Here is a 24,316-nt window from a genome sequence, read left to right as displayed (position 1 = left end):
GTGGTCGAGGCCAGAATCTGACCGTCTATCGGGGTGCTGTACCATTTGGCGTCGGCGGTTACCTGGTCGACAACCCGCTGGCAGATCGCCCGATCTTTAGGTCTAAGGAACTGACTTTTCGGTGCTCGTAGCATCTCGACGCCTTGAAACGGGGAGTCACTGTCTCCCGCGCGATACCCATGCGTGGTCTCCGAGCATGGACCCTAAACGCATTCAGACGGAAAATTGCCATTCGTTTGAGTGGTACCGATGTCGCGTGGATAAGTGGCGGTCCGCGAGCTAATCCACCATGTCGCGCAGCGGCTTCTTGCGCTTTGGCGTCCTGTACTTCTCGACCANGGTGCTGAGTGACCCGTTTGCGAAGGTGGCCTTGATCGCCACCTCGTCACGAATGGAAATTCCGCGCGCCGTTCCATGAGTCTGGTGCGCTCGGTGCCTTACTCAAGATATTGCTAATTATGGATGAGCCTGCTTCCTCCAATCGATGGATGAAGCCGATCGTGGGCCGGTGCTATTTTGATGCATCGCGCGACTTACCCGACAAGAGCTGGCTCCAGGGGCAAAATATGAGCAAGACGACTCTCATTGCTATCGCAATCCTCGCGATCAGTGTCGGCTGTGCCGAAGCCAAGGACCGTAAGGTCGAAACCGCGACGCTCGGCACGTACGCCAATTCGAAGAACCTGCCGGTTTGTACCGCGTCAAGCTCACCCTTCGAAGTCCTCGGTGATGAATGTTTTCTCGTCACAGGTTCGATGATCTATGGCGACATCGCCGAACTCTCCCGGACAATCACTTTGAGTTGGTAGCCGAAGCAACAACCTCCCAGCGCGGCCTCCATTCTCCGGTATGAAGTTGCGTCGCAGGGGCTGCCTTCGCCCAGATATCGACCCTGTCTTCGCGCGTCGCCAAAACCGGCGCAATCCCCAGTCACCAATCTGTTCGCGCAGATGCGCATCGAGCGCCGACAGCGGCTCGTCGAGCAGCAGCACGCGCGGTTCGCAGACGATGGCGCGGGCAAGCGCNATAAATGTTTTCTCGTCACAGGTTCGATGATCTATGGCGACATCGCCGAACTCTCCCGGACAATCACTTTGAGTTGGTAGCCGAGGCAACAACCTCGCAGCGCATTCTCCGGTATGAAGCTGCGTCGCAGGGGCTGCCTTCGCCCAGATATCGACCCAGTCTTCGCGCGTCGCCAATACCGGCGCAATCCCCAGTCACCACGGGCCTCTCCAAAATTCTTATGCCGTCCGCACCTGCGGTCGAGCGTGTCGCGCCAACACAGCAGCGCCTCTGCATCGTTTGGGCAACCCAACGCATAGCTTCCGGTCCGGAAACTCGCTTACGCGTCTCATCGTCCATTCGGCAGCGGAAAATTAGGCCGATTTGGCAGTGCTCAGAATCGCGTAGCTGTCCTGCGATCCGCTCGGAGAGGATGGCGAGTGGTTGCGGCAACTGCGCCTCAAGCTGGCTGGCGACCGCCGTCTGCAGCGCGCTGCTGCGGAGCAGCGCTGACGCTGCGTTCGTCCGGACCGTCGCAAGACCGCTTGATTGTATCCGGCCTGGAGACAGACAAACGCCGGCGCAATCTCACCCTGAAACCAAAAGACAATATCGATGACCTCCAACAGCTATGCTCCCAAGGGTTCAAGCGCCTGCAAACATTCACCATGCCAATTTCGCCCGCTTCGATAATGACGGCGCCATCAATTTCATGGCGCAAGCCGCTTCATGAACCGGCTAGAAGACCCCACCCCAAAAGCCGCTGATCGATTTGAGCCGCAGTAACGAAGTCTAACCGGGTTCCCAGTACAAGAAGCTCAAACCGCGCAAGACCGCTGATCGATACGGCCACGATCTTCAACGGTCTTGCCCAATGGAAGCCGCCCCAATGGAAATCGCCACGAACGGCCATACGACTAGCCATCTGATGACGTCACGGCGCTATGCGCCTCTCTTCTGGACGCAGTTCCTTTCCGCCTTCAACGACAATTCCTCAAGAACACGCTGGTGTTCCTTATTCTGTTCACCCTGGCGGCGGACAAGCACTTGCATGGCGGATTGAAGCGTCGTCATGCGTATCCTAGTCCCTTCATGCGCTGATAGGGTCCGCTCCCACTGCTCGCACAATGGCGTGTCCACAGCCGGTATCAGGGCTGTTAGTGATCTTCACACGCGCACCAATGCGCCTTGTGGCAGTTCTTCTCCCTCGAGATGCAGCTATCGCCGCACGCCTTGCCGGCGGAGCACGTCTTGCAGCAGCCCTCGACCGGGATTGTCGACCAGGGTATTGCGGATCCGGGCGCATGACGATCGGCGCCGTCAGCATCAGAATGCCGGCAATCGCCGCAGCGGCGACGAGTCGAAACATGGTTGCCCCCTCCCAAGGAAGGAGGATCAGAGCATTTGTGATGGCTCAAGTCGAGGGAGGTGCAAACGTGATGAAATGCAAGGTTTTCGCCCACTGCCTCACGGTGGAGGGCTCTCCTTTCATCGTGACATCCAGCCGTCCGGCCCGTTGTCTGAGCGCATTGTCTCGTTGAGTTGCCGAAGCCGCTCTTTTCTCGCCGCCTCGGCCGCGGTCCGTAGCGGGTGAAGGGAAAAGCCTCGAGCTTGGAGGCAGAGGGTCACCGCCTTATGCCAGCGAGGCCCTCGCCGGGTCCACATCTTGAGCTGCTCAAGGGCTTCCTTCGCATTGTTGCAGCCATGCCTGACACCGGTTTCAGTCTTCACGAACACCGGAGGGACGANCGGCTCCCTCGACGTGGCTGACCCCATTGCGAATGCCCGGACGTTTCGTCTTCACGTAGACCGGGGGAGCGAACCAGAGGGGACCCATAAGGGGGAACTTAGAGCGCCAAGAGCCCGCTGACCAACCCCGCTTTAGCCGCAGCTAAGGAACGATGTAGGCCCTCGCGGGTTTAGAACTCGCAGCGGTCCTTCTTGGATGTGCAGCCGCTGTGGGGGTCCGTCGCCTTTCTCTCACGGGCGGCGGGCTCCTTTCGCGAAGGCGGTGTTGGTCAGAGAACCTTTACCGCAGTTCAAGTTAGCTGGTTGTCATTGGGGGGAGTAATGTCCCCTCCTCTTTTGCAGCGGCCAGGAATGCCTTCCGTGCCTCCTCAGGTTCCATCTCGTCGGCAATGCAGGCCATGCAAACGCGCACCGCGAGGTCCCACCAAGGGCCACGCTTGGTCCACTTCATCAGCTCCTCGCCGGCTGNGGCCATGCAAACGCGCACCGCGAGGTCCCACCAAGGGCCACGCTTGGTCCACTTCATCAGCTCCTCGCCGGCTGCCTCGGCGTTGTTGACGTTGCGGATGATCCCGGGACGCTCGGTCTTGACGGGGACCGGAGGGTTGAACCAGTGGCGAGCCATGAAGGGGCCTTAGGGCGGCTAGCGGGTTTCCTCTCTATGAACCGGCTCAGCGACGAGGACGGCTAACCATTTGTTAGGGATGGTCTGAGTCCGTGACGGGTGTTTCCAAACGTTCATCGACGTTTATCCGAGCGGTCGGTACGAAGCCGGTATGCATCATCTTCCGGTGGGTGTCGCCCTAGTCATTTCGCTTGTAGTCGGTCTAGCCATTGCGGCGATCGCCTCAAAGGACCATTCGGAAATCTGCGGCATCCGATGCTTATTCGTCCTCGGCGAGAGCGTTAATGTGAGGGCTGTCACGCCAAGGCCGGAATGTCGAGAATGAATGGCAGCACACGGTCGCCATTGCCAGGTCACGACAAGCGAAGTTGGCTGACAGCTACTCCTGGGCGTCGAAAGCCACGCAGAGGCCCATGGCAGTTGCTGCCTCGACGATTGCCTCGGTTAGTTCTTCGTCGGAGGCCACCAAATAAGGCGCAGTCTCCCGAGCTTCGCGTAGTGCCGCTTTGATCGAGACCNACAGTCGAAAGCCACGCAGAGGCCCATGGCAGTTGCTGCCTCGACGATCGCCTCGGTTAGTTCTTCGTCGGAGGCCACCAAATAAGGCGCAGTCTCCCGAGCTTCGCGTAGTGCCGCTTTGATCGAGACCGTGTCGCGACGGTCCGCCCTGTTGAGGAGTACAGTAATTGCTTGTTCTAGAAACGGACCGACCCTTCGCGCGACGCTCATCCAGCCCTCCCCAGGGACACGCCGAAGGGTGACTCTACTCCCTACCTGAGCGGCATCAAGGCCATGTACGAATTGTACAAATTGGTACGGCGCTGGGCCGCCACAGTCAGGAATGTTTGTAGAATTTCTGTGGTGGGGATCGGACACCGGCTCGCGAAGACCCCCATGTTCCTCCTCGATCCTATTGACGCGCCTCGAGCCGCCTTTCTCCCACAATCCCAGGTCGGTCTGTCCTGACGTACACCGCAGGGGAGAACCAATGGGGTGCTACGAGGCTATTCGCGAATGTCGAACGCAACGAACATGCCAAAGGCTGGGGCAAGGTCGACGATAAGCTCCACCAGCTCGCAGTCACTTTCCACCAGATGTGGCCCGTCTCGGCGCACCGCTGCGATAGTCTCTTTGACGGAGATGATTTGGCCGCGACGGGCTTGTNGCAGTCACTTTGTCGGGTCGGCAGTTCGTCCAAACGTTCATACAAGGCCTCCCACCTCAGCGAGAACCCAAGGGGAACATTCATGATCCTCTGTCGGGAAAAATCAAGAAGAATGTTTGATAGACTTCTGAGTGGGAATCAGGGGGACAAGCCACGAAGCGAGCCTCTATACTCTTTGACCTGACGCCCAGCCAGCCGGCTAGGGACCTTCTTCCGTCGGGCCCTGTTTGGCCCGATCAATAGCCGCAAGTAATGACTGTANCCCAGCCAGCCGGCTAGGGACCTTCTTCCGTCGGGCCCTGTTTGGCCCGATCAATAGCCGCAAGTAATGACTGTAGGGTGGGCGGCAGTTCTGGTTCGACCTCCAGATTTAAGAACGTTTGTACGTGATGACGATAGCCTTCGGAACGGATCAGTTTCCGAAACGCTCCGGAGACAGACTGATGGTCTGCTTTGTTGCTCGTTGTCATGTTCGGGAAGTCCGTCCCAATGAGCCGCAACTCGCCCGCAACGAATGGGTTCCATCAGGAGGTCGGAATATTTGGTAGAAATTTCTGAGCGGGAGACCGGATAACTGGCTCGCGCGAAGACCCCCCGTTGCTCGAGCGCATTACCTTCACCAACTACTTCTCGCGCGAGATTGCGTTGCCGGTCCGTCTCGACTTCGATGCCGATTTCCGAGACATGTTCGAGGTGCGCGGCACCACGCGTAGCCGTCGCGGTCGTGCCCCTGACGCGCTGATTGGTGAGGCAAGCGTCACATTTCGGTACGAAGGGCTTGATAATGTAGCGCGCCAGTCGGTCATTGCGGAGCCGGATCAGGTGCATTCCAGTTACGCCGAGTTCCGCATTGTCGTGCCGAGCCGTGACCGCAGGATCCTCCATCTGGATGGTCGGTCACGGCGAAGAGATTCCGTCCAGTGACCGGTTTCGTGCCGCCGCTGCGCGAGCGCGATGTGCGATTCGCTCAAAGCGCCGGCAAGGCGCCACCGTTTTCAGTTCCGGACGCGTGTTCAATGACTGGCTGGCCCGCATACGTACCGACATCGCGCTCCTGACAACCGACCTCGAGACGGGACCATACCCGTATGCCGGCATTCCATGGTTCTCAACCGCCTTTGGTCGCGACGGAGTCATTTCCGCCTTGCAGATGCTCTGGCTCAATCCCGAGCTTGCCCGTGGCGTGCTGGCGTTTCTCGCCCGCTACCAATCGACCGAGACTTCCGTCTTCGGAGACGCGGAGCCAGGCAAGATCATGCACGAAATGCGCAAGGGCAAGATGGCCGTGCTTCGCGAGTTGCCGTTCGGCCGTTACTATGATGGCGTCGACACCACTCCGCTGCACATCTATCTGGCTTCGTCCTACGCCGACAGGACCGGAGATGAGGACTTTGTCGATCGCATTTGGGAATCACTGGGTGCTGCCACGGCTTGGATGGAAGAGGTCGGAGCCCGCAACGGGGAGGGGTTCGTTACCTACAGCAGGGCAGCGGATACGGGCCTCTTCAATCAGGGCTGGAAGGACAGTGCCGATGCGATCTTCCATACCGACGGCACTATTCCCAAGGGACCGATCGCCTTAGTCGAGCTGCAAGGTTACGTCTTCGCAGCATACCAACCGCGCTGAACGCTCGCACCTACCAAGCCGGACAGCGCTACTGGTCGCTGCATGTTGCACCGGAGCGGAAGAAGCTCGAACGCCGAGGCTTTACCCCAAGCCAGATCGACGCCGAGATCAGCCGCTATGCGACGGCGATCAGCCGCATCCTTCACTCTCAAAAGCAATATGGCTCAACACCGGATAGTGCCGCATGAGCGAGGGAGCGAGCATGTCCGTCCGCGAAGCGGAACGGAATGGGGGTGTGGGGCCTCAGGCCCCACGTCTTCCTTCTGTTGGCGCCGCGCGCGCGATGGCATTTCGAGGCAGTGGAGCGCATGCCCGATGACAGGTTCCTCGCGAGCACCAGGCCGCGCACCATGAGCTGCGCTCGCCGTCTGTCGACCTGGTTGCCGCCGTGCTTGAGCGCGAGTGGTGCCGGTGGCCTGAAGGTCGCGACGAATCAACCGCCGGCCCAGTTCAACCCGCGCGACGTCCTTCAAAGCTCGGGGGATCGATCTTCACCAAGCGGTCTGCGGCCTCGACCGCAGTTCGTATCCTGCTGCACAGCGCAAGATTTTCGGCCAGCATTTCTTCAGTGCGTTGAAGTGCGAGCTCGGTCCGGTGGATGCGCTGCCTGGCATTGGCAACTTCCGATGTCAAAAGATCGGCCGCCATCCCGTGGCCGTGGGGTTCCAGAGTGTCGATCGGTTTCTAATACATGGGGGGCGATATCGTTCCCTGATATCGGGCGAAACGGCCGCAGAAAGGCGCGATGGGCCGAATGACCAATGCGCTCCCTGTCAAAACAGCGTCAGCAGGCGAACGGCTTCGGCCGCTCTACATCCCACGGGCAGATGCGATCACGGTCCATTGGGCCATTGATCTGTTCAGGTACGACTATAACGTAAGCGAAGACACACTCAGGCGGCTGGTGATCAAGCACCGTCTTCACAACCAGACAATGCCCGGTGCTCCGTGGAGAGNGAACTCGGTCCGGTGGATGCGCTGCCTGGCATTGGCAACTTCCGATGTCAAAAGATCGGCCGCCATCCCGTGGCCGTGGGGTTCCATAGTGTCCATGGGTTTCTAATACATGGGGGGCGATATCGTTCCATGATGTCGGGCGAAACGGCGGGCCGCAGAAAAGCGCGATGGGCCGAATGACCAATGCGCTCCCTGTCAAAACAGCGGACGCTGAGGAAGATCACAAGGGAAGCACTAAGGCGCAACTCAACCTCAAAGCGAACGGTCCGTTTTTTTGGAACTTTGTGGGCTGGTCGACAAATTGCACGACGTTCCCTGATATGACAGGCACTCTGACCCTGTCGTTCCCAGTCAGGCGAATGTCGCTGTCGTCTCGACGGACCAAAACCATCACCTTTCGGACCGATCACGTGACGATTCGCGACGGCATGAAAAGATGGACGGCGGCACCCGCTAGCGGGTGCCTTGTCGGTGCTGCAGGCCGCAGGCCGAAGCAAGGGGGAGGCCGGTTTTCTGCTTGTGGGGGAACAGCGCCTTTTATTACCCCTGCCCAATACCGAGCAGGTGCGCGACCAACGCAGGCGTGATGAATGCGAGCAGTTCCACACGAGCAGACCGACCCCACCAGCGCCGCATCCTCGCGACGACTCGGACCGTCTCGAAATGCACGGGCACTGTTTAAACCATCAGGACGGTGGAGAGGGCGAGAGCAGTAGCTATTCTGAAATCTCCAACGATGGTCGGCAAACCGATAATGGAAGCGAGCAGTCAGTCGGCGCCAGAATGGTTGTCGGCCACCTAAGTCGAAGAAATTCTGGAGGAGGAACAAGGCGTCCAAAGGACGGGGTCAATCACCGCCCAGCATACGGCTACGAGGTGTGGTTCAGGGGATTTAGCCGTAGTGCCAGTGCGGCTTTGGCTCGGTGCCGGTGAACATGACGCCGATGCGGTCTTCGCGACGCCAACGAACCACCGCCTTGTAGGCGATGCCGTCGGTCGGCACATAGAGCAGGAATTCGTCGGGGACGCGAGCGTCGATCGAGGCCTTCAGTTCGGCGCCGCCGGCATGCATGTTGCGCACCGTGCACGTGACCTCGGAATGGGTCATGCCGGTCAGGATTGTTGCGCCCTTGAAGACGCGCTGCCTGCGTTGGCGCCTCTGTTCGTCTTCAGCCATTTCGCCTAATTCCCGGCGTCTGTCGCTTCGTGTAGTTTTTGGTCTGCCAGATAATTGAGCTTGGCTGATGAACATAGCGTTATCGTCAGAGGCGGCGTGACATGCGGGATCGGTTGTGGAAGTACGTTTCAGGAGCATGCCGGCCTCCTACCAAAGGGCTTGCCAAGGCCGCCGGCGACCCCACAATGGGTCAAGCCGGGGATCAAAGCCCGCGTGAAGCACCTTGCGGCAAGGAAGAGCTTCGCTGCAGGTTTTTTGATGGAGAACTAGCTGCGGCGTCCGACTAGAATGAGCCTTATGTTCCAATCAACGGAACCGTGACGGTTGTCGCATAATAATCGGATACCGGTCGAAATACGGGAATTCAATCACGAACGCATATTTGGCGGTCAGATGGGCCATTCGAAAGCCGCCGCTGGGGGCGTCGATTGCTATTGTTATGTTGACATCGCTTAATCCCAAACTCAGCAATTTTGCCGTGGCTATCGCTTTTATCTCGGCTTCGGTCAGCGAGTTCTTCATTTGCAGCGCTCGTGAGGACGTTTCCAGAGTATAGCGAACACTCGACATGGCATTCAGAGCCCAGCCGAATGCGAAGATGCCGATCAAAAGCATTATCAGAATAGGCGCGATCAGCGCGAACTCCAATGCGGCTCCGCCTGATACCCCACGTATGAAGGCTCCCGCTTTAGCGGACACGAATCACCTGTTTGTGGCTGATCCCGCGCGAGAGGGAAAAATCGCCAAAACTGAAGGGCGGGAACCAGGTGGCTGTCGCCTGGATTTCGACGAAAACCGCGGGAGCTTTCAAACTGTCGCACAGGACAGATGGATCGACCACGGTGATCCCGCACATATATTTCCGGCTCAGCGTCACCTGCGCGTCATCGGGATGATTTTCCCAGCTCGAAAGGGCGACGGCTTGGGTAGCCGCGTCGTCGGCCGCGCCTTGCATCACGAGGTTCGCCGCCGTTTTGACGCCTGCACGCATCGACAACGCGCTTGATACGAAAGACCAGCCGTTAATAACGCCAAGAAGTACCAGGCAAAGGATCGGCACAATCAGCGCAAACTCTACCGCAGCAACACCCGAATCGCTCCGGAACATCCGGACGGATCGCCGTTCCACGAAGATTACTCCACAAGCCGAACGGATTGCGTCGCCGGAATGTCGCGCATTCCGAGGCTCGTGCAATCCTGGCTGATGCTCGTGTTGCCGGACCACTGCAAGGTACCGGCGACGACCTGCGTGCAACCACCTTTGCCAGAGAAATTGCCCAGAAAATTGACATCCTGGGTTGGAAAATACAAAGCGCCGGTCAAAAGCGAGTCCGCCGTGCCATTGAACGTGTTCGATCCCGCCAGGTTGCCTCTGTTGCCGTAAAACAGCACACCGGAATACGTGCCCGACGTCGGTGCGCTAAGCTTGACGGTGGCGTTGCCGTTCATGCTGACGCTCGATGTGCCGGCCAGATAGATGATGACTCCGTCGCCGGAAATATTGGCGTTCGCGTTCGCCTTGAAATCACCGCCTTGAATGACGTACACGCCGGGCGCGAGCGCAACATTGCCGCTCAAGCTCAGCCCGCTGCAGTATGTCCCGGGGTTCAGGGTCGACAATTTCGAGTTTTGACAGGGGGTTGTGGTTGGTGGCGCCAGCAGGTCGGCAAAGGGATCACCAGCGGGTAAGGCCTGGGTTATCGGGCTGGCGCAAACAGTCGTCACGGGGTTGTTCAACGAAACACCGCCGGCCGATATCAGGCAGTCGGCCTGAAGGTTTGCCGATCCCTGAAGCTTGATCGCATCGGCGGCAATGGAATTGGACATGACGGAGCAGCCCGTCATTTTTATGGTCGAACTGCCGGAAAACAGCGCCGCTCTCGGGGCGGAACGATTGAGCGACAAAGCGCAGGCCTTTGAGGCGTCAGTGATAAAAGCCACCGCTCTTGCCCGTGCGCCGATCGCGTTTTGCGTGAATATCGATGTGAAAAACCGATCGAGGGTCTGATGAACGATGACCTCGACGGCCTTTTGGGCGACATTCGGGCCAGAGGACGGGGGAGTGAAGATTTCGATTGTGCCTGTTGACGGGTCCCAGCCGTTCGTCGTCGCTGACAGTGTCGCGGCGGCGACTATCGTTGGCTTGTCAGATCCCGAAACCTTTTCCAAAGCGCCAGCATAGGCTGCCGCATCCGCCACCGCCTGTAATTTCAGGCTGCTAAAGTACCAGTAGGAGGTCTCGATACCGAGACCCGCTGCGCCGACGACAATCGGCAAAGATAGGGCAAAAATAGTAGCAACGTTGCCGCTCGTCCCGACGCCTCGTCGCAAACACCGAACCAACCGCCTCGATATGGGGCGCCCCATTTCCATGGGGTATTTAACGAAAGATGGATGAAGGAATGGCTAAGAATTGCGCTCCATTTGATATATCCGCTCCTTGGCGCGGCCGGCACAAGTTCCCGCGGCCGCACTCGGCGAGCACGCTGCTGGTCGCTGGCCCTCTCTTCAACCGGCGGCGCCAGTCGCGTATCGGGTTAGCGTTTCCAGTCTCGATGATTGACTTTGCGAGTGTTTCGCCCTCGTGGGTAGGCTAACGGCCATAGCCGCGACAAATGAAATCAGATTTGCGCCAGCGCAAAGCGTGCACGGCAAGCAGGCCTCACCTGCACGCGCTCCACTTTGACAACCCTAGGCGCCAATTGCACGGCGCTTCCAGGAGTTCCACCTCGAGCTATGTGCGCTCTCGCGCGAAACAGCGCGCCCCCTTGCCAGGCCTTCGAAGCAATCCGTCGCTGAGAACACGCGCGACTCACGAGCGTTTCAATGGAGGGGAGTTGGTTGCCACGCTCGATGTGGGAGATACTTTCCAGTTGCGGCCGATGCGATCGACCATTGGTTTGGACGCGTACATGCCGTTCGCAGGCGGCTTGTGGGCGCGACGTGAACGGAAAAGAAACGTTTCCAATATTAGATTCCGCGATTCGAATGAATCTCGCCTGTTCGGCATAGTCGCAACGCGGTGCTGGGCTAGTCGTGCCAACAAATCAATTAGCGCCCTGGCGGAACTGAGCCCGATGAACAGCTTGACGATACGCCGCCGCATACTCGCCAGTTTCGCGGCCGTTCTGGTTGTCATGTCGGTTATGGCCATCATTACATACGTTTGGTTTCTCCAGACGGAGCAAGAAGCGACCAGCGTGGAAAAGGAAACTCTTCCGGACCTCTATCACAGCACCCAGATCATGATGGGACAGATGGATGCCCATAGTCTTCTCCAGGAATATGCTCTTCAGGACAATCCTGCCGACAAGCGGGCTTTCGAGACTACCATCAAGGCGAACCGCGACGCCCTGCAACGGTCGATGGACGAGTATGAAGAGACCATTGAGTCCGATTTGGACAAGCAGAACTACGCTGTCGTCAAGGACCTCGCCGATCAATTCCGCCAAGCCGAAGCCGCCGTACTGGATGCCAGTCGTGCCGCGTTGGCGAAGGGAGAGATCCCCAACGAGCGCCCGGCCATCAAGAACAATGTGGAGCCGATCTTTCGGAAATTGCAATCGGCTCTGCAAGCCATGGTCGAGGACCATAGAGGAGAGGCAAACAGCTCGACCCAAAAGATAGGTTCGATCGTCCGCACAGCGAAGTTGGGCCTGATTGCCGGGTTCCTCGTAGCACTCGGTTTGGCCCTTTTGTGCGGCTATCTTCTATTCCGTGCCGTTAGTGTCCCGCTTGGCCGATTGGTCGATCTCGTCCGTGTAATGCGCCTGGGCGACTTCAGCGGGCGCCTCGATTTGAAGCGCAAGGACGAGTTTGACACGCTGGCTGAGGGCTTCAACACCATGGCCGATGATCTCACCACGCTGATAGGCCAGGTTCAGAAATCCAGCATTCAAGTCAACACATCGATAACCGAGGTGGCCGCCACCTCAAAGGAACAGCAGGCAACCGCAAATGAGATCGCGGCCACTACGACCGAAATCCGAGCGACCGCGAAGGAAATCTCGGCAACCTCCAATGAGCTCGTACGAACGATGAGCGAAGTTTCTGCGGTCGCCGAGCAAACCGCCACGCTCGCCACCGGCGGACAAGCAGGGCTGGCACGCATGGAGGCAACCATGCAGCACGTCATGGAAGCCGCCACCGCGATTAATTCCAAACTTGCGATCCTGAGCGAGAAGGCCGGCAATATCAATCAGGTGGTGACCACGATCACCAAGGTTGCCGACCAGACCAACCTTCTTTCGCTAAACGCCGCAATCGAGGCTGAAAAGGCGGGCCAATATGGGCGAGGCTTTGCGGTCGTGGCAACGGAGATCCGGCGGCTTGCCGACCAAACCGCCGTCTCGACATACGACATCGAGCAGATGGTCAAGGAAATTCAATCCGCCGTCGCAGCCGGCGTCATGGGCATGGACAAATTCTCCGAGGAGGTCCGACGTGGCATGCAAGATGTGCAGCAGGTCGGCGGCCAACTCTACGAGATTATTCAGCAGGTCCAGGGCTTGGTGCCACGCTTCGAAGTCGCCAATGAAGGAATGCAGGCCCAGGCAACGGGCGCAGCGCAGATCAGTGAGACGCTGATACAATTGAGCGAAGCCGCTCAGCAAACGGTTGAATCCCTCCAGCAATCCACGCTCGCGATCGACGAACTCAATCAGGTTTCGGGCGGGTTACGCAGCAGCATTTCCCGTTTCAAACTGCGGGCGCTACGAGAGGTGCCTGCGAGCTAGGACGACTATGCTATTCCTCGGGTTCTGTATAGGTGGCGACCGGTATGTGCTGGACATGGAGCAGGTTGAAGAGGTCCTGCCTTACATTGGCGTGAGAACGCTGCCGGGCGCGCCGAACGGCGTAGTAGGCCTAATCAACTGCCGGGGCTTACCCGTTCCCATGATCGATCTCAGCCTGCTTGCGCTTGGCCGCCCCTCGGCGCTGGTGCTGAGCACACGAATCGTTCTGATACGCTATCCAACCAAGGATGGTGAGAACCACCTGCTTGCGCTTGTTGCTGAACGAGCGACCGATATGCTCGAGCGGGATCCTTCTGACTTCGCGCCGTCCGGGATGGAGGCGGGAACTCCGCCCTACTTGGGCCCCGTGGCGTCCGACGATAGAGGACTTGTCCAGTGGGTCAGGGCCGAAGCGCTGCTATCGGACGACATTCGCAAAACGTTGTTCCGTCAGGTCGCGATGAGTTCATGATGTTTGGTGCGGTCGAACAGCTATTGAGGGAAAAGATTGGACTGGACAGCGGCACTGTCGGTCTGTCGGTGATCCGTCACGCGCTCCGGGAGCGGATGTCAGCCTGCCGGATCAGCGGGCTTCAAGATTATTGGCAGTTGCTGGCTGGCTCCCCATCCGAGCTCCAGGAACTGATCAACGCGGTTGTCGTACCGGAGACATGGTTCTTCCGAGATCGTGAAGCTTTCACTGCAATGACGCGTCATGCACGGGCGCGCATGCGGCCGGGTCAACCCATAATGCTCTTGAGCCTACCATGTTCGACAGGCGAAGAGCCCTATTCGATGGCGATGGCCATGTTCGATGCTGGTTTCGGAGCACAGGATTTCAAGATTGACGCAGTCGACGTGAGCACGGGCAATCTCGCGGCCGCGGAGCGCGCGGTCTACGGGCGCAACTCATTTCGCGGCGATTTTCTCGAATTCAGAGGGCGCTATCTCGAAGCGGCCGAAGGCGGACTACGGCCTGAGGTGCGGGTCCTGAAGCAAGTCCGGTTCAGGCTTGGCAACCTGTTTGATCCTGCGGCCTCGTATGGGCCGGCACCGTACGACATTATTTTTTGCCGCAACCTGCTGATCTATTTCAACCGAAACCTGCAAGACCGCGCGCTGGTTTGTCTGAAGACCCTCCTCGCGCCAGATGGCCTGCTGCTCGTCGGTCCAGCGGAATCAGGCCTTCCGATTCTGCACGGCTTTGCTTCAGCGCGATTACCGATGGCATTTGCGTTCACGAACGTGGAGCCGGCTAAGGCGCCCCGGACGGTTGCCCCCTCCAAGTCGCGCTTCGGTCCGGCCACCCCTGCTCCTATCTCTGACGTCAGCAAAGTGCTGAGCCCGATCCGGCCGGCCTCCAGTAATGCAGCGAAAGTGGAGCGCTCCTTCCACCCTTCCGAGCGGGCGGCCCAAAGCCTCGCTTCTGTAGAACGCACCGCCAATGCCGGACGAGTTGCGGAAGCAAAGGAACTCGCGCTGACGCATCTCGGGGAATACGGTCCTTCGCCGGAAATCTTCTATCTGCTCGGGCTAGCTCAGGATGCAGAAGATGCGCGTTCCGAGGCGATCCAGAACTATCGCAAGGCCCTCTATCTCGAACCCCGCCATCAAGAAGCCCTCGCGCATCTTGCGCTGCTGCTTCGCAAGCAGGGTGACATCGCCGGTGCCGAGGCACTCACCGGGCGGCTCGGTCGGATTGGGAAAAGGAGCGGCACTTGACGTCAGCTGAGCCCGGTAGCGCATCATCGGTGCCGGACATTGCCATCGGCGACTGCTGGCGGCAAATAGGCGTTCGTGGTGACAGATCGTGCCCTGAACTGGAGCAACATCTCCACTGCCGGAACTGCCCGACCTATAAGGAAATCGCACGGAACCTCCTGAACCGTCCGCTGCCGCCCGGCTATCGGGACGAGTGGGCCCGACATTTTGCCCAGGCAAGGACCGATGAAGCAGTCGGGAATGCCGAGAGCAGTGCATTTCAGACGGTCGTTGTCTTTCGTCTCGGCGAGGAATGGCTGGCGCTTCCGGTTGGCTGCTTCCAAGAAGTGGCCGAGCTGCGTAGCATTCATTCGCTGCCACACCGCAGGAACAGTGCGGTTCTCGGCATTGTCAATGTTCGAGGCGAATTGCTGGTTTGCATTTCGTTGGCCAAACTGCTCGGGGTAGACGACCGCAAAACGCGGGTACAGGACACGCGGACCAAGGCATTTCCGCGTCTTATCGTCGTCGGCAACAGCGACAAGCGCGTTGCTTTTGCTGTGGACGAAATGCACGGCATTTATCGATTCAAACAGAGCGACAAGCTTGCCTTGCCTGCTACCGTTGGCAAGGCGTCCTCGACCATGACGGCAGCCATGGTCTCGTGGCGAAGGGGCGCGGTCGGTTGTCTGGACGAGGCGCTGCTGCTGGCCATGCTCGATCGAGCTATCGCATGAGCGGCGCGGACTACAGCCAATTTTCGATGCTCGACCTCTTTCGGGCCGAATTGGAGACGCAGTCGCAGGCCCTGACGTCCGGTCTGCTAGCGCTCGAACGCGATCCCGTGTCCGCCCAGAGTCTCGACGCTTGCATGCGGGCTGCCCATTCGCTGAAGGGGGCGGCCCGGATCGTCGATCTGACGCCGGCGGTGGAAGTTGCGCACGCGATGGAAGAGTGCCTGGTCGCCGCACAGCGGGGGCGTCTCAGCCTGAGTCGCGAGCACATCGATACACTTTTGAAAGGCGTCGATCTCCTCGGATCCATAGCGAGTGAGCCTGCCTCGGCCGATGAGAGCGCCAAACTGGAAATAGCCGGTTTTCTGCTGGCGCTTGAGCAGGCATCCTCCCCATCGACAGCATCAGAGACGGAGCTCGCCGGCTCAAATGCTGCCCCGCAGGAGGCGCCGTGGGCCTCTTCGGCGAAGGAGACGAGCGTCCTCGCTCGATCGGAACCACTTCTTCAACCTTATGGCGGCGTCGGTTCCGACCGTATGGTGCGGGTAACGGCCGATAGTCTAAACCGCTTACTAGGGCTTGCCGGTGAGTCCCTGATGGAGGCTCGTCGCCTCAGGCCGTTTACGGGCGGCCTACTTCGACTGAAACGGATTCAGTCGGATCTGGCCATTGCCTTCGACGTGCTAGGCGACGCACTGGCCGAGATTCCTAAGGACGATCGGGCGGTGCAAGCACTGGCAGAGGCGCTGCAAAAACTTCGGCTGAGCCAGACGTTCCTCGCAGAGCGCCTTGACGAATTGGACTCGATTGACCGCAGAGCCACTGACCTTGCGAACCGACTCTATGACGAAACGCTGGCGAGTCGCATGCGCCCCTTCGAGGATGGCGTCCGGCACTACTCAAGGACGGTGCGCGACCTTGGCCGAACCTTGGGGAAGAACGTGCGGTTAGACATCGTCGGGGGCTCAACTGGCATCGATCGCGACATCCTGGACCAACTCGAGGCACCACTCGGCCATCTCCTCCGCAATGCTGTCGACCATGGGCTCGAAACGACCGACGAACGTATAGCAGCCGGCAAATCTGAAGAAGGTGTCATCAGGCTCGAAGCACGGCACAATGCGGGCCTGCTGCAGATAATCGTCGCGGACGACGGAAGGGGAATCGATCTGAACAAGCTGCGCGAGACGGTCGTGGCGCGCGGCCTGACGACAGAGGAGACCGTCGGCAGACTTGCCGAAGCGGAATTGCTCGAATTTCTGTTTCTGCCAGGCTTTTCGATGAAAGCGACGGTTAGCAACATCTCCGGACGCGGCGTGGGGCTCGATGCCGTACAGGCGATGACCAAGCAGGTCCGAGGCCTCGCAACCGTCTCCTCAGAGTTCGGCTTCGGAACCCGATTTCAACTACAGCTGCCGTTGACCTTGTCGGTGCTCCGCACGCTGCTCGTCGACATTGACGGAGAGCCATACGCCTTCCCGCTCGCAGGCATCGCCAGCACGATAAAGTTGCCGCGCACGCGCATCGAACTGCTCGAAGGCCGGCCGCATTTCCGCTTCGAGGATCGACAGATCGGACTAGTCACCGCGCACGAGGTTCTTGACCGCGCTGAGCCGCAAGCAGACGCCGATGAACTTTCAGTCGTTCTGATTAATGGTGATCACGGTGAAACCCACGGGTTGATTGTCGACCGCTTCCTGGGCGAGCGCGAGTTGGTGGTCCGGCCGCTAGATCCTCGCTTTGCCAAGGTCAAGGACATCAGCGCGGCGGCGTTGATGGAAGATGGTTCGCCCGTGCTTATCGTTGATGTCGACGATCTGATCCGATCAGTAGACAAGCTCGCGTCATCCGGCGGCCTACGCACCTTGCGGCGTGGTACTACCAGCCCCGATCTTAGGCGGCGCAAGCGCGTTCTGGTGGTCGACGATTCTTTGACGGTACGTGAGCTCGAACGCAAGCTGCTGGACAATAACGGCTATGAGGTCGAGGTGGCGATTGATGGTATGGATGGATGGAACGCCATACGGTCTGAACCATTCGATCTTGTTATCACCGATGTTGATATGCCGCGCATGGACGGCATCGAACTGGTGACCTTGATGAAGAAGGACAGCCGGCTCGGGAACACCCCGATCATGATCGTGTCGTACAAAGATCGCGAAGACGATCGCAGGCGAGGTCTGGACGCCGGCGCGGACTACTACCTGACTAAAGGGAGTTTCCACGACGAGACACTGCTCCATGCAGTCGTCGACCTGATCGGCCAGGCGACAGAATGAGGCGCAGCGTGTGTATCCATCAATGAGGATCGCTATCGTCAACGATATGCCTCTTGCGGTCGAGCTTCTGCGGCGATTGGTTGTATCAACCCCGGAACATCAGGTGGCCTGGATCGCCGTTAACGGGCGTGAGGCAGTAGAGGCCTGCCAACGAGACCTCCCGGACCTGATCCTCATGGACCTGGTGATGCCGGAAATGGATGGCGTCGAGGCTACGCGCAGGATCATGGCGAAGACGCCATGCCTGATTCTGCTGGTCACGGCGAGCATTGAGGCCAACATTCCTGGTATCTATGAAGCAATGGGGTATGGCGCGCTTGACGCGGTCGACATCCCCTCGATCGGCTCTGACGGCCCGGGGTCCGGACGGTCCGCACAGCTTCTCATCAAGAAGATAACGACGATCAGCAAACTCGTACGTGATGCGCCGTCTTCAAATTGGGGCACACGGACATTGCCCCCGTCTGTGTCATCGGCACAGCACCTTATTGCCATCGGCGCGTCTGCGGGCGGGCCCGCAGCTGTTGCCGCGATCCTCGGCGCATTTCCGAGCAATTTCACGGCCGCAATAGTTCTCGTACAGCATCTCGATGCGCAGTTCGTACCCGGTTTTGCAAACTGGCTCGGCCAGCATGCGGCACTTCCAATCCGTCCGGCACGCGAAGGAGATGAGCCCGAGGCCGGCACCGTTCTAATTGCGGCCACGGCTGATCATCTCGTCTTCAAGTCAGCCCACAAGCTCGGCTATACCCCGAAGCCGCACGACAACGTCTACCGTCCCTCCGTAGATGTATTCCTTGAGAGCGCCGCGCAGTGGTGGCCGGGTGTCGTGATCGGTGTCTTGCTCACGGGCATGGGTAGAGATGGTGCCCAAGGGCTCAAGCTGCTACGCGACAAAGGGCATTTGACAATCGCTCAAGACAGCGCGTCGAGTGCGGTCTATGGGATGCCCAAAGCCGCCGCTGCCATCGGTGCCGCTGTCGAGATCCTACCGCTTGACTCAATCGCCCCGCGCCTAATCGAGGCGTGCGGCCCATCTTGCTGAAAGGTTATTCTATGACGGGCAAATCCAATCTCGTCTCACCCCTGGCAGACAATTACTCGTCAATGGTTCTGCTGGTGGACGACCAGATAATGATCTGTGAAGCGGTCCGGCGCGCGCTCGCAAACCAGCCGGACATAGATTTCCACTTCTGCACCGATCCGCTCAAAGCGACTACAGTTGCCGACGAAGTGAAGCCAACGGTCATCCTGCAGGATCTTGTCATGCCGGGCGTTGATGGGCTGGACTTGGTACGGCAATACCGAAAGAATTCCTCGACGCATTCTGTCCCCGTCATCGTGCTGTCAAGTAAAGAAGATCCGGCCATCAAGGGCGAGGCATTCGAGGCCGGAGCGAACGACTATTTGGTCAAACTGCCGGACCGTATCGAGTTGGTCGCTCGTGTCCGTTATCACTCCCGGGCCTATCTTGACCACGTTCAGCGAGAGGAGGCATACAGGGCCCTGCGAGAAAGCCAGCGGCAATTAATGCGCGCGAATCTCGAGCTGGAACGTCTCACACGGATTGACGGTCTCACAGGTCTGGGAAACCGGCGCTACTTCGATGAATATCTCGCGGCGGAATGGAAGCGCGCGGTCCGCACGAAGAGCCCGCTGTCGTTGTTTATGATCGATGCCGATCACTTCAAGCGCTACAACGACACCTATGGCCACATGGCAGGCGACGAGGTGCTGAAGCAGGTCGCCAGTGTAATCCAAAGCAGTTGCAACCGCTCGACCGATCTCGCGGCGCGCTACGGCGGCGAAGAGTTCGTCGTGGTGGTGGTCGATATTTTGCAGGCGCAGTCGGGCGCTATGGCCGAGCGGCTCGTGCAGAGCGTGCGAGCCTTGAGCATTCCACACGGTTCTGAGCGGGTGACAATCAGCGTCGGTGTTGCAACCATGGTGCCTGATGAGAACCACACGCCAAATGACCTCATCAAGGCGGCCGATCTGGCGCTCTTCCGCGCCAAGTCGGAAGGACGGGACCGTGTCGTGTATTACGACTAAAGGTAAGGGTGCTTTACGGACGGGCTTACAGCTCGTGCAGTTTAAAGGCTTGGTGATCGCCGAACGGGACCCCTCGATTGTCAACCGGGCAAGCGAAACAGTTCAAAGTCAGTTCCATTTCTGGATAACTGCTGTTCCGCGGACCGGAACCTCAAACACGAGTTCGTTTTCGACGGGTACGCCTCCGACGCTTATGCGGCTGGTCCAGTCTAATCTAGGACATCCCTCGCCCCTTTTGGCGCGAAATAGACTTGCGCAACGCGCCCGCCCGGATACGCCCACCGATCTCCTTGCGTGAAGGTGATCCTCACGTCAGGGTATCGGACGCCGCAGCCGATGCGGGAGGCTGGTGCGATGGAGGACCACTGCTGGCGAAACCTTACGATCACACGCTGCTTGTCAATTGATCAACCGCCTGCTCAGCACGCGGGAGCGTCTTCGAGATAGGGGAGCCGCTTGAGAGCAGTGACTAACGAGCCGGAGGAGTGTGCCCGGCACGAGTAGGGGGTCGGGCGGAGCATCGTGCCGGGCCTGGGCAATCCCCAGCAAGCGCCGGCTCCATGCGCCTATCTCAAAAGGTGACCGTCACAACGACAATATCCGTATAGGTGCCGGACGGCGGCGTCGACCATCCGCACCGCTATTTGAGACTGTAGTGCACCCTGCCAGAGATATGCTCGATATCAAAAGCCCGATGGCCAATGCGTTGCTTGCGAATGATCGCTGAATGCCAACCTGATTCTGTTTCATACCCGTCACCTCAACTGACAATAGTGCAGGCTAGATGGGGATACGGCGCGAAACAAGGGAGCGCCTCTTCTTTGGTTCGGCCGATCGCTTCTAGTCAGCAGCCGCGGGCCAGCCGCATCGCCTGCAAAGCCAAATCGTACGTGATAGGCTGATCGCGCGTAAGCGGTCAGCCGATAACGTCAGGCCTAAAGTTCCAAGGCATGAGCATTTCGATCTCGGATGCCGGCCAGCCTTGAGCGATGCGGGTCAAGGTCTGGGAGAGCCAGTCGAGCGGATCGACGCTGTTCATTTTGCAGGATTGCAGCAAGGTGGCTACCGTAGCCCAGGTTCGTCCACCGCCTTGGCCGCCGGCGAATAGACTATTCTTTCGCGTGATCGTCTGGGGCCTGATTGCACGCTCGACGATATTGGAGTCGATTTCGATGCGACCGTCCATCAGAAAGCGTTCCAGCGCCTCCCGCCGGGTGAGCGCGTAGCGGATCGCCTCGGCGGTCTTGGATTTTCCGGAGACCTTGCCCAGTTCCGCTTCCCATAGATCGAAGAGGCTCGCGACAATGGCCACGGACTTTTCCTGACGGAGCGCGGCGCGGCTTCCGGCATCCTTGCCGCGAACCTCGTCCTCGACCTTCCACAATTCGGTCATGGCGATGATCGAATCCGTCGCGGCCTGCGAGATCCCGCTGATGTGCAGGTCGTAGAATTTGCGCCGCAGGTGAGCCCAGCAGCCGGCGAGCCGGATTGTTTCATTGCTGCCGGCTTTGGCCCGTGCCTTGACCAGGTTGGTATAGGCCGAGTAGCCATCCACTTGCAGGATGCCGCTGAATCCGGCGAGGTGGCGCGCCACGCAATCCGCGCCTCTGCTGTCTTCAAAACGATAGGCAACCATTGGCGGACTGGTTCCGCCATAGGGTCGATCATCCCGTGCGTAGGCCCATAGCCAGGCTTTCGTGGTTTTCCCCGCTCCGGGGGCAAGGGTGGGCAAGGTCGTCTCGTCGGCGAAGACCCTTTCGCCCTCCTTGACGCGCTCAAGGATGTAATCGGCGAGCATCTGCAACTCGAAGCCCAGGTGCCCCATCCACTGCGCCATCAACGACCGGCTGAGTTCAACGCCATCGCGCAGATAGATCGTCTCCTGCCGGTAAAGCGGAAGGCCGTCGGCGTATTTCGACACGGCGATATAGGCGAGCAGCCGCTCCGTCGGCAGGCCGCTTTCAACGATGTGCGCCGACGCCAGAGCCTGGACCACGCCGTCACGGCCCCGGAAAGCGTATTTGGGACGGCGCGTGACGATGACCCGGAACTTCGGCGGCACGACGTCCAACCGCTCGGATCGATCCTCGCCGATCAGAACCTTTTCCAGCCCCTCGCAGTCGCCCGGGATTTCCGGCTCGATAACTTCCTCGATGCGTTCGAGATGAGCTGCAAAACCCTTGCGTGGACGCGCTGCGCGCTTTGGCTTGCCCTTGACTGCGTGATCGAGTTCGCTGCGGATCGCAGAAAGGCCGGTCTCGACCTCTTCGAAGGCAAAGGAGGCCTGCTCGTCGTCGATGGCCAGGCGTAGCCGCTCGGAACGCGTGCCATGTTGCGTGCGCTGCAAAACCTTCAGGATCGACGTGAGATTGGCAATCCGCTCGTTGGCGCTCTTCTCGACGGCCTTCAGCCGGGCGACCTCCGCCTCGGAGGCTGCGATCCGAGCTTCGGCGACTACGATCCGGGCCTCGCTCGCAGCCTGCTCGCGAGCCATGGAAAGGATCATCGCCTTCAGCGCATCAACGTCGTCGGGAAGGGCAAGACCCGGTAGAACCATGGCAGGCAGCAAAGCACAAAAACAGCCGCTTTCCCAACCGTTCCAGCCGCATGATTCATCTTGCCGCAGGCCGGTTTCAGCCCGTCGATAACGGCCGCCTGATCCTGGCCGGACGGATCTTTTTCCAGTCTAACCCGGCCAGAAGCGCCATCAGCTGGGCGTGGTCGAGACGCATGCGCGCGGCCGATATCGCAGACCAGCAGAAGCTGTGATCTTCCAGAGTCTTCGAATAAAGACAAACCCCGCTGCCGTCCCACCACACGATGCGAACCCGGTCCGCACGCTTCGAACGGAATACGTGAAGCGCCCCCGAGAACGGGTCCAGGCCACCATCCCTGACCAGCGCCATCAAAGCTGCCGCGCCCTTGCGGAAGTCGACCGGCTGGCACGACACGTAAACCACCACACCGGAAGCGATCATGCCTTGCGAGATCGACGCACGATGTTTGCACAAATGTAATGGCCGCTGCAAGAGTGATGCACGATGGACAGTGGTGGGGCACGCGTTGACGAGATGTCAAGCAGTCAGGATTTTCGCTTCCTTGGCGGCGTTGAGAAATGCCACGCGCGCTACCTCCGGTGCGCTGCCGCCGCCGAGCACCTTCATGCACGCCATGCGAGCCTGGATGCGGCGCCCGGTTTCTCCAATGGGCCAGCGGTAAAGCAGCATTTCGGCGGCTTCGCGGGTGCTCGAAACACTGACTTTGCCCGAGGACAGCAAAACGGTCACGGGCTCTTCGAACGTGCCGACGTCTCGTTCGCAGGTCATATGCTGGTCTCCTTTCGCAATCTCCCCAAGACCTTACGGGTGAACCATCCGTTCCGTTGCGTCACGTTTGGCCCGGTGGGCGAACATTCTGTGAGGATGGGACCTCGTCCAGAGCGCGGGCTTGATCGCTCAGACTAGACTCGCCAACCCGTTGCGGTCCTCAAATGGCGAGAACCGTCCTTATCGTTACGAGCCCGCTATGCCTTGGTCAGTTGCCGGCGCTGATATCGGAAACGAAGCGCGGAAGGGCACTCTGCCGCCCAGAGTAACCGGCCTGCACGGTGAGGACGAGAAGGACGCTCTTCCAAGCGCGGAGTTCGAATCCTCCCTCACCGCCATAAGTCATTGTTTAGATCAATAAAAATACAAGAATAGGTTGGGCGCCCGCCATAAAGCCCGCCTACCGAAAACGGGTATTCGCGGCACGTCAGCTTACGACACAAATATGCGGGGTCGATGGTTGGACCTGGTAGATGGCAGAGATCAACTTCGGCCTCGCTAAGCGAAGTCGTGGGGTTCATGCGACAGCGGAATCAGGATACGCGACGAGCACCCCGTGCCGGGTCAACCTCGCCGTCGGGAAGTACCGATCGGTGCGGAACCAAGCGGATTCACGCTTGTCGGCAGCGGACGCCGGCGGTGGCGATCAGCACCCGAGCAGGCTCCTCATTAGCGAGACAAACGTCCAGAGCGGAGGCCAATCTTGGCACGCGACCGCGCCATCCTGAACGACCGCTCTCCTCGGCTTAGTCAAGCATACCTGCGGAATGAAGCGCCTGGCCTGTGACAAATGAATCTCTGCTGGACCGCCGATGATATAGGGAGGCGCTCGCAAATCGCGCCCTACGCGCGGGTTGATCGGTTGATTAACATCAAAGCTTGAATATGAGAAATGCGCCAACTGTGACGGCGGTGGTCACCGTGGCTCGTGTGTCAGCAGATGTGGTAAGGTTGAGTGTCGGCGAGTGGCAGAGGTCCAGCAACAATGACTTTGAGACGAACCAGAGCTCACGGCGCGTCCGGCTTGGTTCTAGCGGTTTGCACTGTGTTTGCTTGGCAGAACGCCACTGCCGCTCAAAATTGCGACGCAGCCGCGACGCCTGGCGTCAATTGGCACGAGTGTGACAAGAAGCTTCTCATCCTAGAAGGACAGGACCTGAGCGGGGCGAACCTGTTCGGTGTT

At 59.2% G+C, this 24,316-nt stretch carries 19 protein-coding genes; 10 read left to right on the top strand and 9 right to left on the bottom strand.

What is annotated here, in order from left to right; translation table 11 throughout:
• Window positions 1–458 precede the first annotated feature (458 nt).
• Window positions 459–809 (top strand): hypothetical protein, encoded by a 351-nt coding sequence (locus tag X760_RS0140405; protein WP_245278788.1) that lies wholly within the window; start codon window positions 459–461, stop codon window positions 807–809.
• Window positions 810–3,049: 2,240 nt separating this feature from the next.
• Here the strand turns inward: X760_RS0140405 and X760_RS72385 are convergent.
• Window positions 3,050–3,379 carry a DUF982 domain-containing protein gene (locus tag X760_RS72385; RefSeq protein ID WP_023722973.1) on the bottom strand — a complete coding sequence of 110 codons (330 nt, stop codon included), beginning with the start codon at window positions 3,377–3,379 and terminating at the stop codon, window positions 3,050–3,052.
• A 1,762-nt stretch (window positions 3,380–5,141) separates the two neighbouring features.
• On the opposite strand from X760_RS72385, the gene X760_RS78640 reads away from it, so the two are divergent.
• Window positions 5,142–5,468, top strand: a complete 327-nt coding sequence (locus X760_RS78640) for a glycogen debranching N-terminal domain-containing protein (RefSeq protein WP_023722971.1) — start codon at window positions 5,142–5,144, stop codon at window positions 5,466–5,468.
• Window positions 5,469–5,553: 85 nt separating this feature from the next.
• On the top strand, window positions 5,554–6,171 hold the full coding sequence (locus X760_RS78635) for a hypothetical protein (RefSeq protein WP_023722970.1): 618 nt from the start codon (window positions 5,554–5,556) through the stop codon (window positions 6,169–6,171).
• Between the two features lie 450 nt (window positions 6,172–6,621).
• Here X760_RS78635 and X760_RS72365 read toward each other — a convergent pair whose 3' ends face one another.
• From X760_RS72365 to X760_RS72340, 5 genes are all read right to left on the bottom strand, one after another.
• Window positions 6,622–6,819 carry a hypothetical protein gene (locus X760_RS72365; RefSeq protein ID WP_023722969.1) on the bottom strand — a complete coding sequence of 66 codons (198 nt, stop codon included), beginning with the start codon at window positions 6,817–6,819 and terminating at the stop codon, window positions 6,622–6,624.
• Window positions 6,820–8,020: 1,201 nt separating this feature from the next.
• Window positions 8,021–8,305 carry a PilZ domain-containing protein gene (locus X760_RS72355; protein ID WP_023680838.1) on the bottom strand — a complete coding sequence of 95 codons (285 nt, stop codon included), beginning with the start codon at window positions 8,303–8,305 and terminating at the stop codon, window positions 8,021–8,023.
• Between the two features lie 306 nt (window positions 8,306–8,611).
• On the bottom strand, window positions 8,612–8,953 hold the full coding sequence (locus X760_RS72350; protein WP_023722967.1) for a TadE/TadG family type IV pilus assembly protein: 342 nt from the start codon (window positions 8,951–8,953) through the stop codon (window positions 8,612–8,614).
• Between the two features lie 40 nt (window positions 8,954–8,993).
• Window positions 8,994–9,434 carry a TadE/TadG family type IV pilus assembly protein gene (locus X760_RS72345; RefSeq protein WP_031195389.1) on the bottom strand — a complete coding sequence of 147 codons (441 nt, stop codon included), beginning with the start codon at window positions 9,432–9,434 and terminating at the stop codon, window positions 8,994–8,996.
• Window positions 9,435–9,439: 5 nt separating this feature from the next.
• Window positions 9,440–10,672, bottom strand: a complete 1,233-nt coding sequence (locus tag X760_RS72340; protein WP_031195388.1) for a pilus assembly protein TadG-related protein — start codon at window positions 10,670–10,672, stop codon at window positions 9,440–9,442.
• Window positions 10,673–11,142: 470 nt separating this feature from the next.
• On the opposite strand from X760_RS72340, the gene X760_RS72335 reads away from it, so the two are divergent.
• Genes X760_RS72335 through X760_RS72305 form a run of 7 tightly spaced genes read left to right on the top strand, consistent with a single transcriptional unit; the run spans window position 11,143 to window position 19,807 of the window.
• Window positions 11,143–13,041 carry a methyl-accepting chemotaxis protein gene (locus tag X760_RS72335; RefSeq protein ID WP_245278787.1) on the top strand — a complete coding sequence of 633 codons (1,899 nt, stop codon included), beginning with the start codon at window positions 11,143–11,145 and terminating at the stop codon, window positions 13,039–13,041.
• A gap of 7 nt (window positions 13,042–13,048) precedes the next feature.
• A complete protein-coding gene (locus X760_RS72330) occupies window positions 13,049–13,513 on the top strand; it encodes a chemotaxis protein CheW (RefSeq protein WP_023680840.1) in 465 nt (154 codons plus the stop codon).
• Window positions 13,510–14,763: a protein-glutamate O-methyltransferase CheR gene (locus X760_RS72325; RefSeq protein ID WP_023722963.1), complete on the top strand. Its 1,254-nt coding sequence runs from the start codon at window positions 13,510–13,512 to the stop codon at window positions 14,761–14,763. Before X760_RS72330 ends, X760_RS72325 begins: the two co-directional genes overlap by 4 nt.
• Window positions 14,760–15,479 carry a chemotaxis protein CheW gene (locus X760_RS72320; RefSeq protein WP_051409790.1) on the top strand — a complete coding sequence of 240 codons (720 nt, stop codon included), beginning with the start codon at window positions 14,760–14,762 and terminating at the stop codon, window positions 15,477–15,479. The genes X760_RS72325 and X760_RS72320 overlap by 4 nt, the downstream gene beginning before the upstream one ends.
• Entirely contained in the window at window positions 15,476–17,755 is a 2,280-nt protein-coding gene (locus tag X760_RS72315) for a hybrid sensor histidine kinase/response regulator (protein WP_023722961.1), read from the top strand. The genes X760_RS72320 and X760_RS72315 overlap by 4 nt, the downstream gene beginning before the upstream one ends.
• A gap of 22 nt (window positions 17,756–17,777) precedes the next feature.
• Window positions 17,778–18,800, top strand: a complete 1,023-nt coding sequence (locus X760_RS72310) for a chemotaxis response regulator protein-glutamate methylesterase (protein ID WP_023722960.1) — start codon at window positions 17,778–17,780, stop codon at window positions 18,798–18,800.
• 11 nt (window positions 18,801–18,811) lie between these two features.
• Entirely contained in the window at window positions 18,812–19,807 is a 996-nt protein-coding gene (locus X760_RS72305) for a PleD family two-component system response regulator (protein WP_031195385.1), read from the top strand.
• A 916-nt stretch (window positions 19,808–20,723) separates the two neighbouring features.
• On the opposite strand, the gene X760_RS72300 is transcribed toward X760_RS72305, so the two are convergent.
• The 3 genes from X760_RS72300 to X760_RS72290 all read right to left on the bottom strand — a co-directional run bounded on the left by X760_RS72300 (window position 20,724) and on the right by X760_RS72290 (window position 23,133).
• Window positions 20,724–22,364 (bottom strand): IS66 family transposase, encoded by a 1,641-nt coding sequence (locus tag X760_RS72300; RefSeq protein WP_023722958.1) that lies wholly within the window; start codon window positions 22,362–22,364, stop codon window positions 20,724–20,726.
• Window positions 22,365–22,440: 76 nt separating this feature from the next.
• Window positions 22,441–22,785, bottom strand: a complete 345-nt coding sequence (gene tnpB, locus X760_RS72295) for an IS66 family insertion sequence element accessory protein TnpB (protein WP_023722957.1) — start codon at window positions 22,783–22,785, stop codon at window positions 22,441–22,443.
• Window positions 22,786–22,881: 96 nt separating this feature from the next.
• Window positions 22,882–23,133 (bottom strand): DUF982 domain-containing protein, encoded by a 252-nt coding sequence (locus X760_RS72290; protein WP_023722956.1) that lies wholly within the window; start codon window positions 23,131–23,133, stop codon window positions 22,882–22,884.
• Window positions 23,134–24,316 lie beyond the last annotated feature (1,183 nt).

The sequence above is a fragment of the Mesorhizobium sp. LSHC420B00 genome (genome assembly GCF_000503055.1).
In the GTDB taxonomy this organism is placed as follows: Bacteria; Pseudomonadota; Alphaproteobacteria; order Rhizobiales; family Rhizobiaceae; genus Mesorhizobium.
Note: the sequence above shows the minus strand (reverse complement) of the source record. Positions and strands in the feature narration are given on the sequence as shown.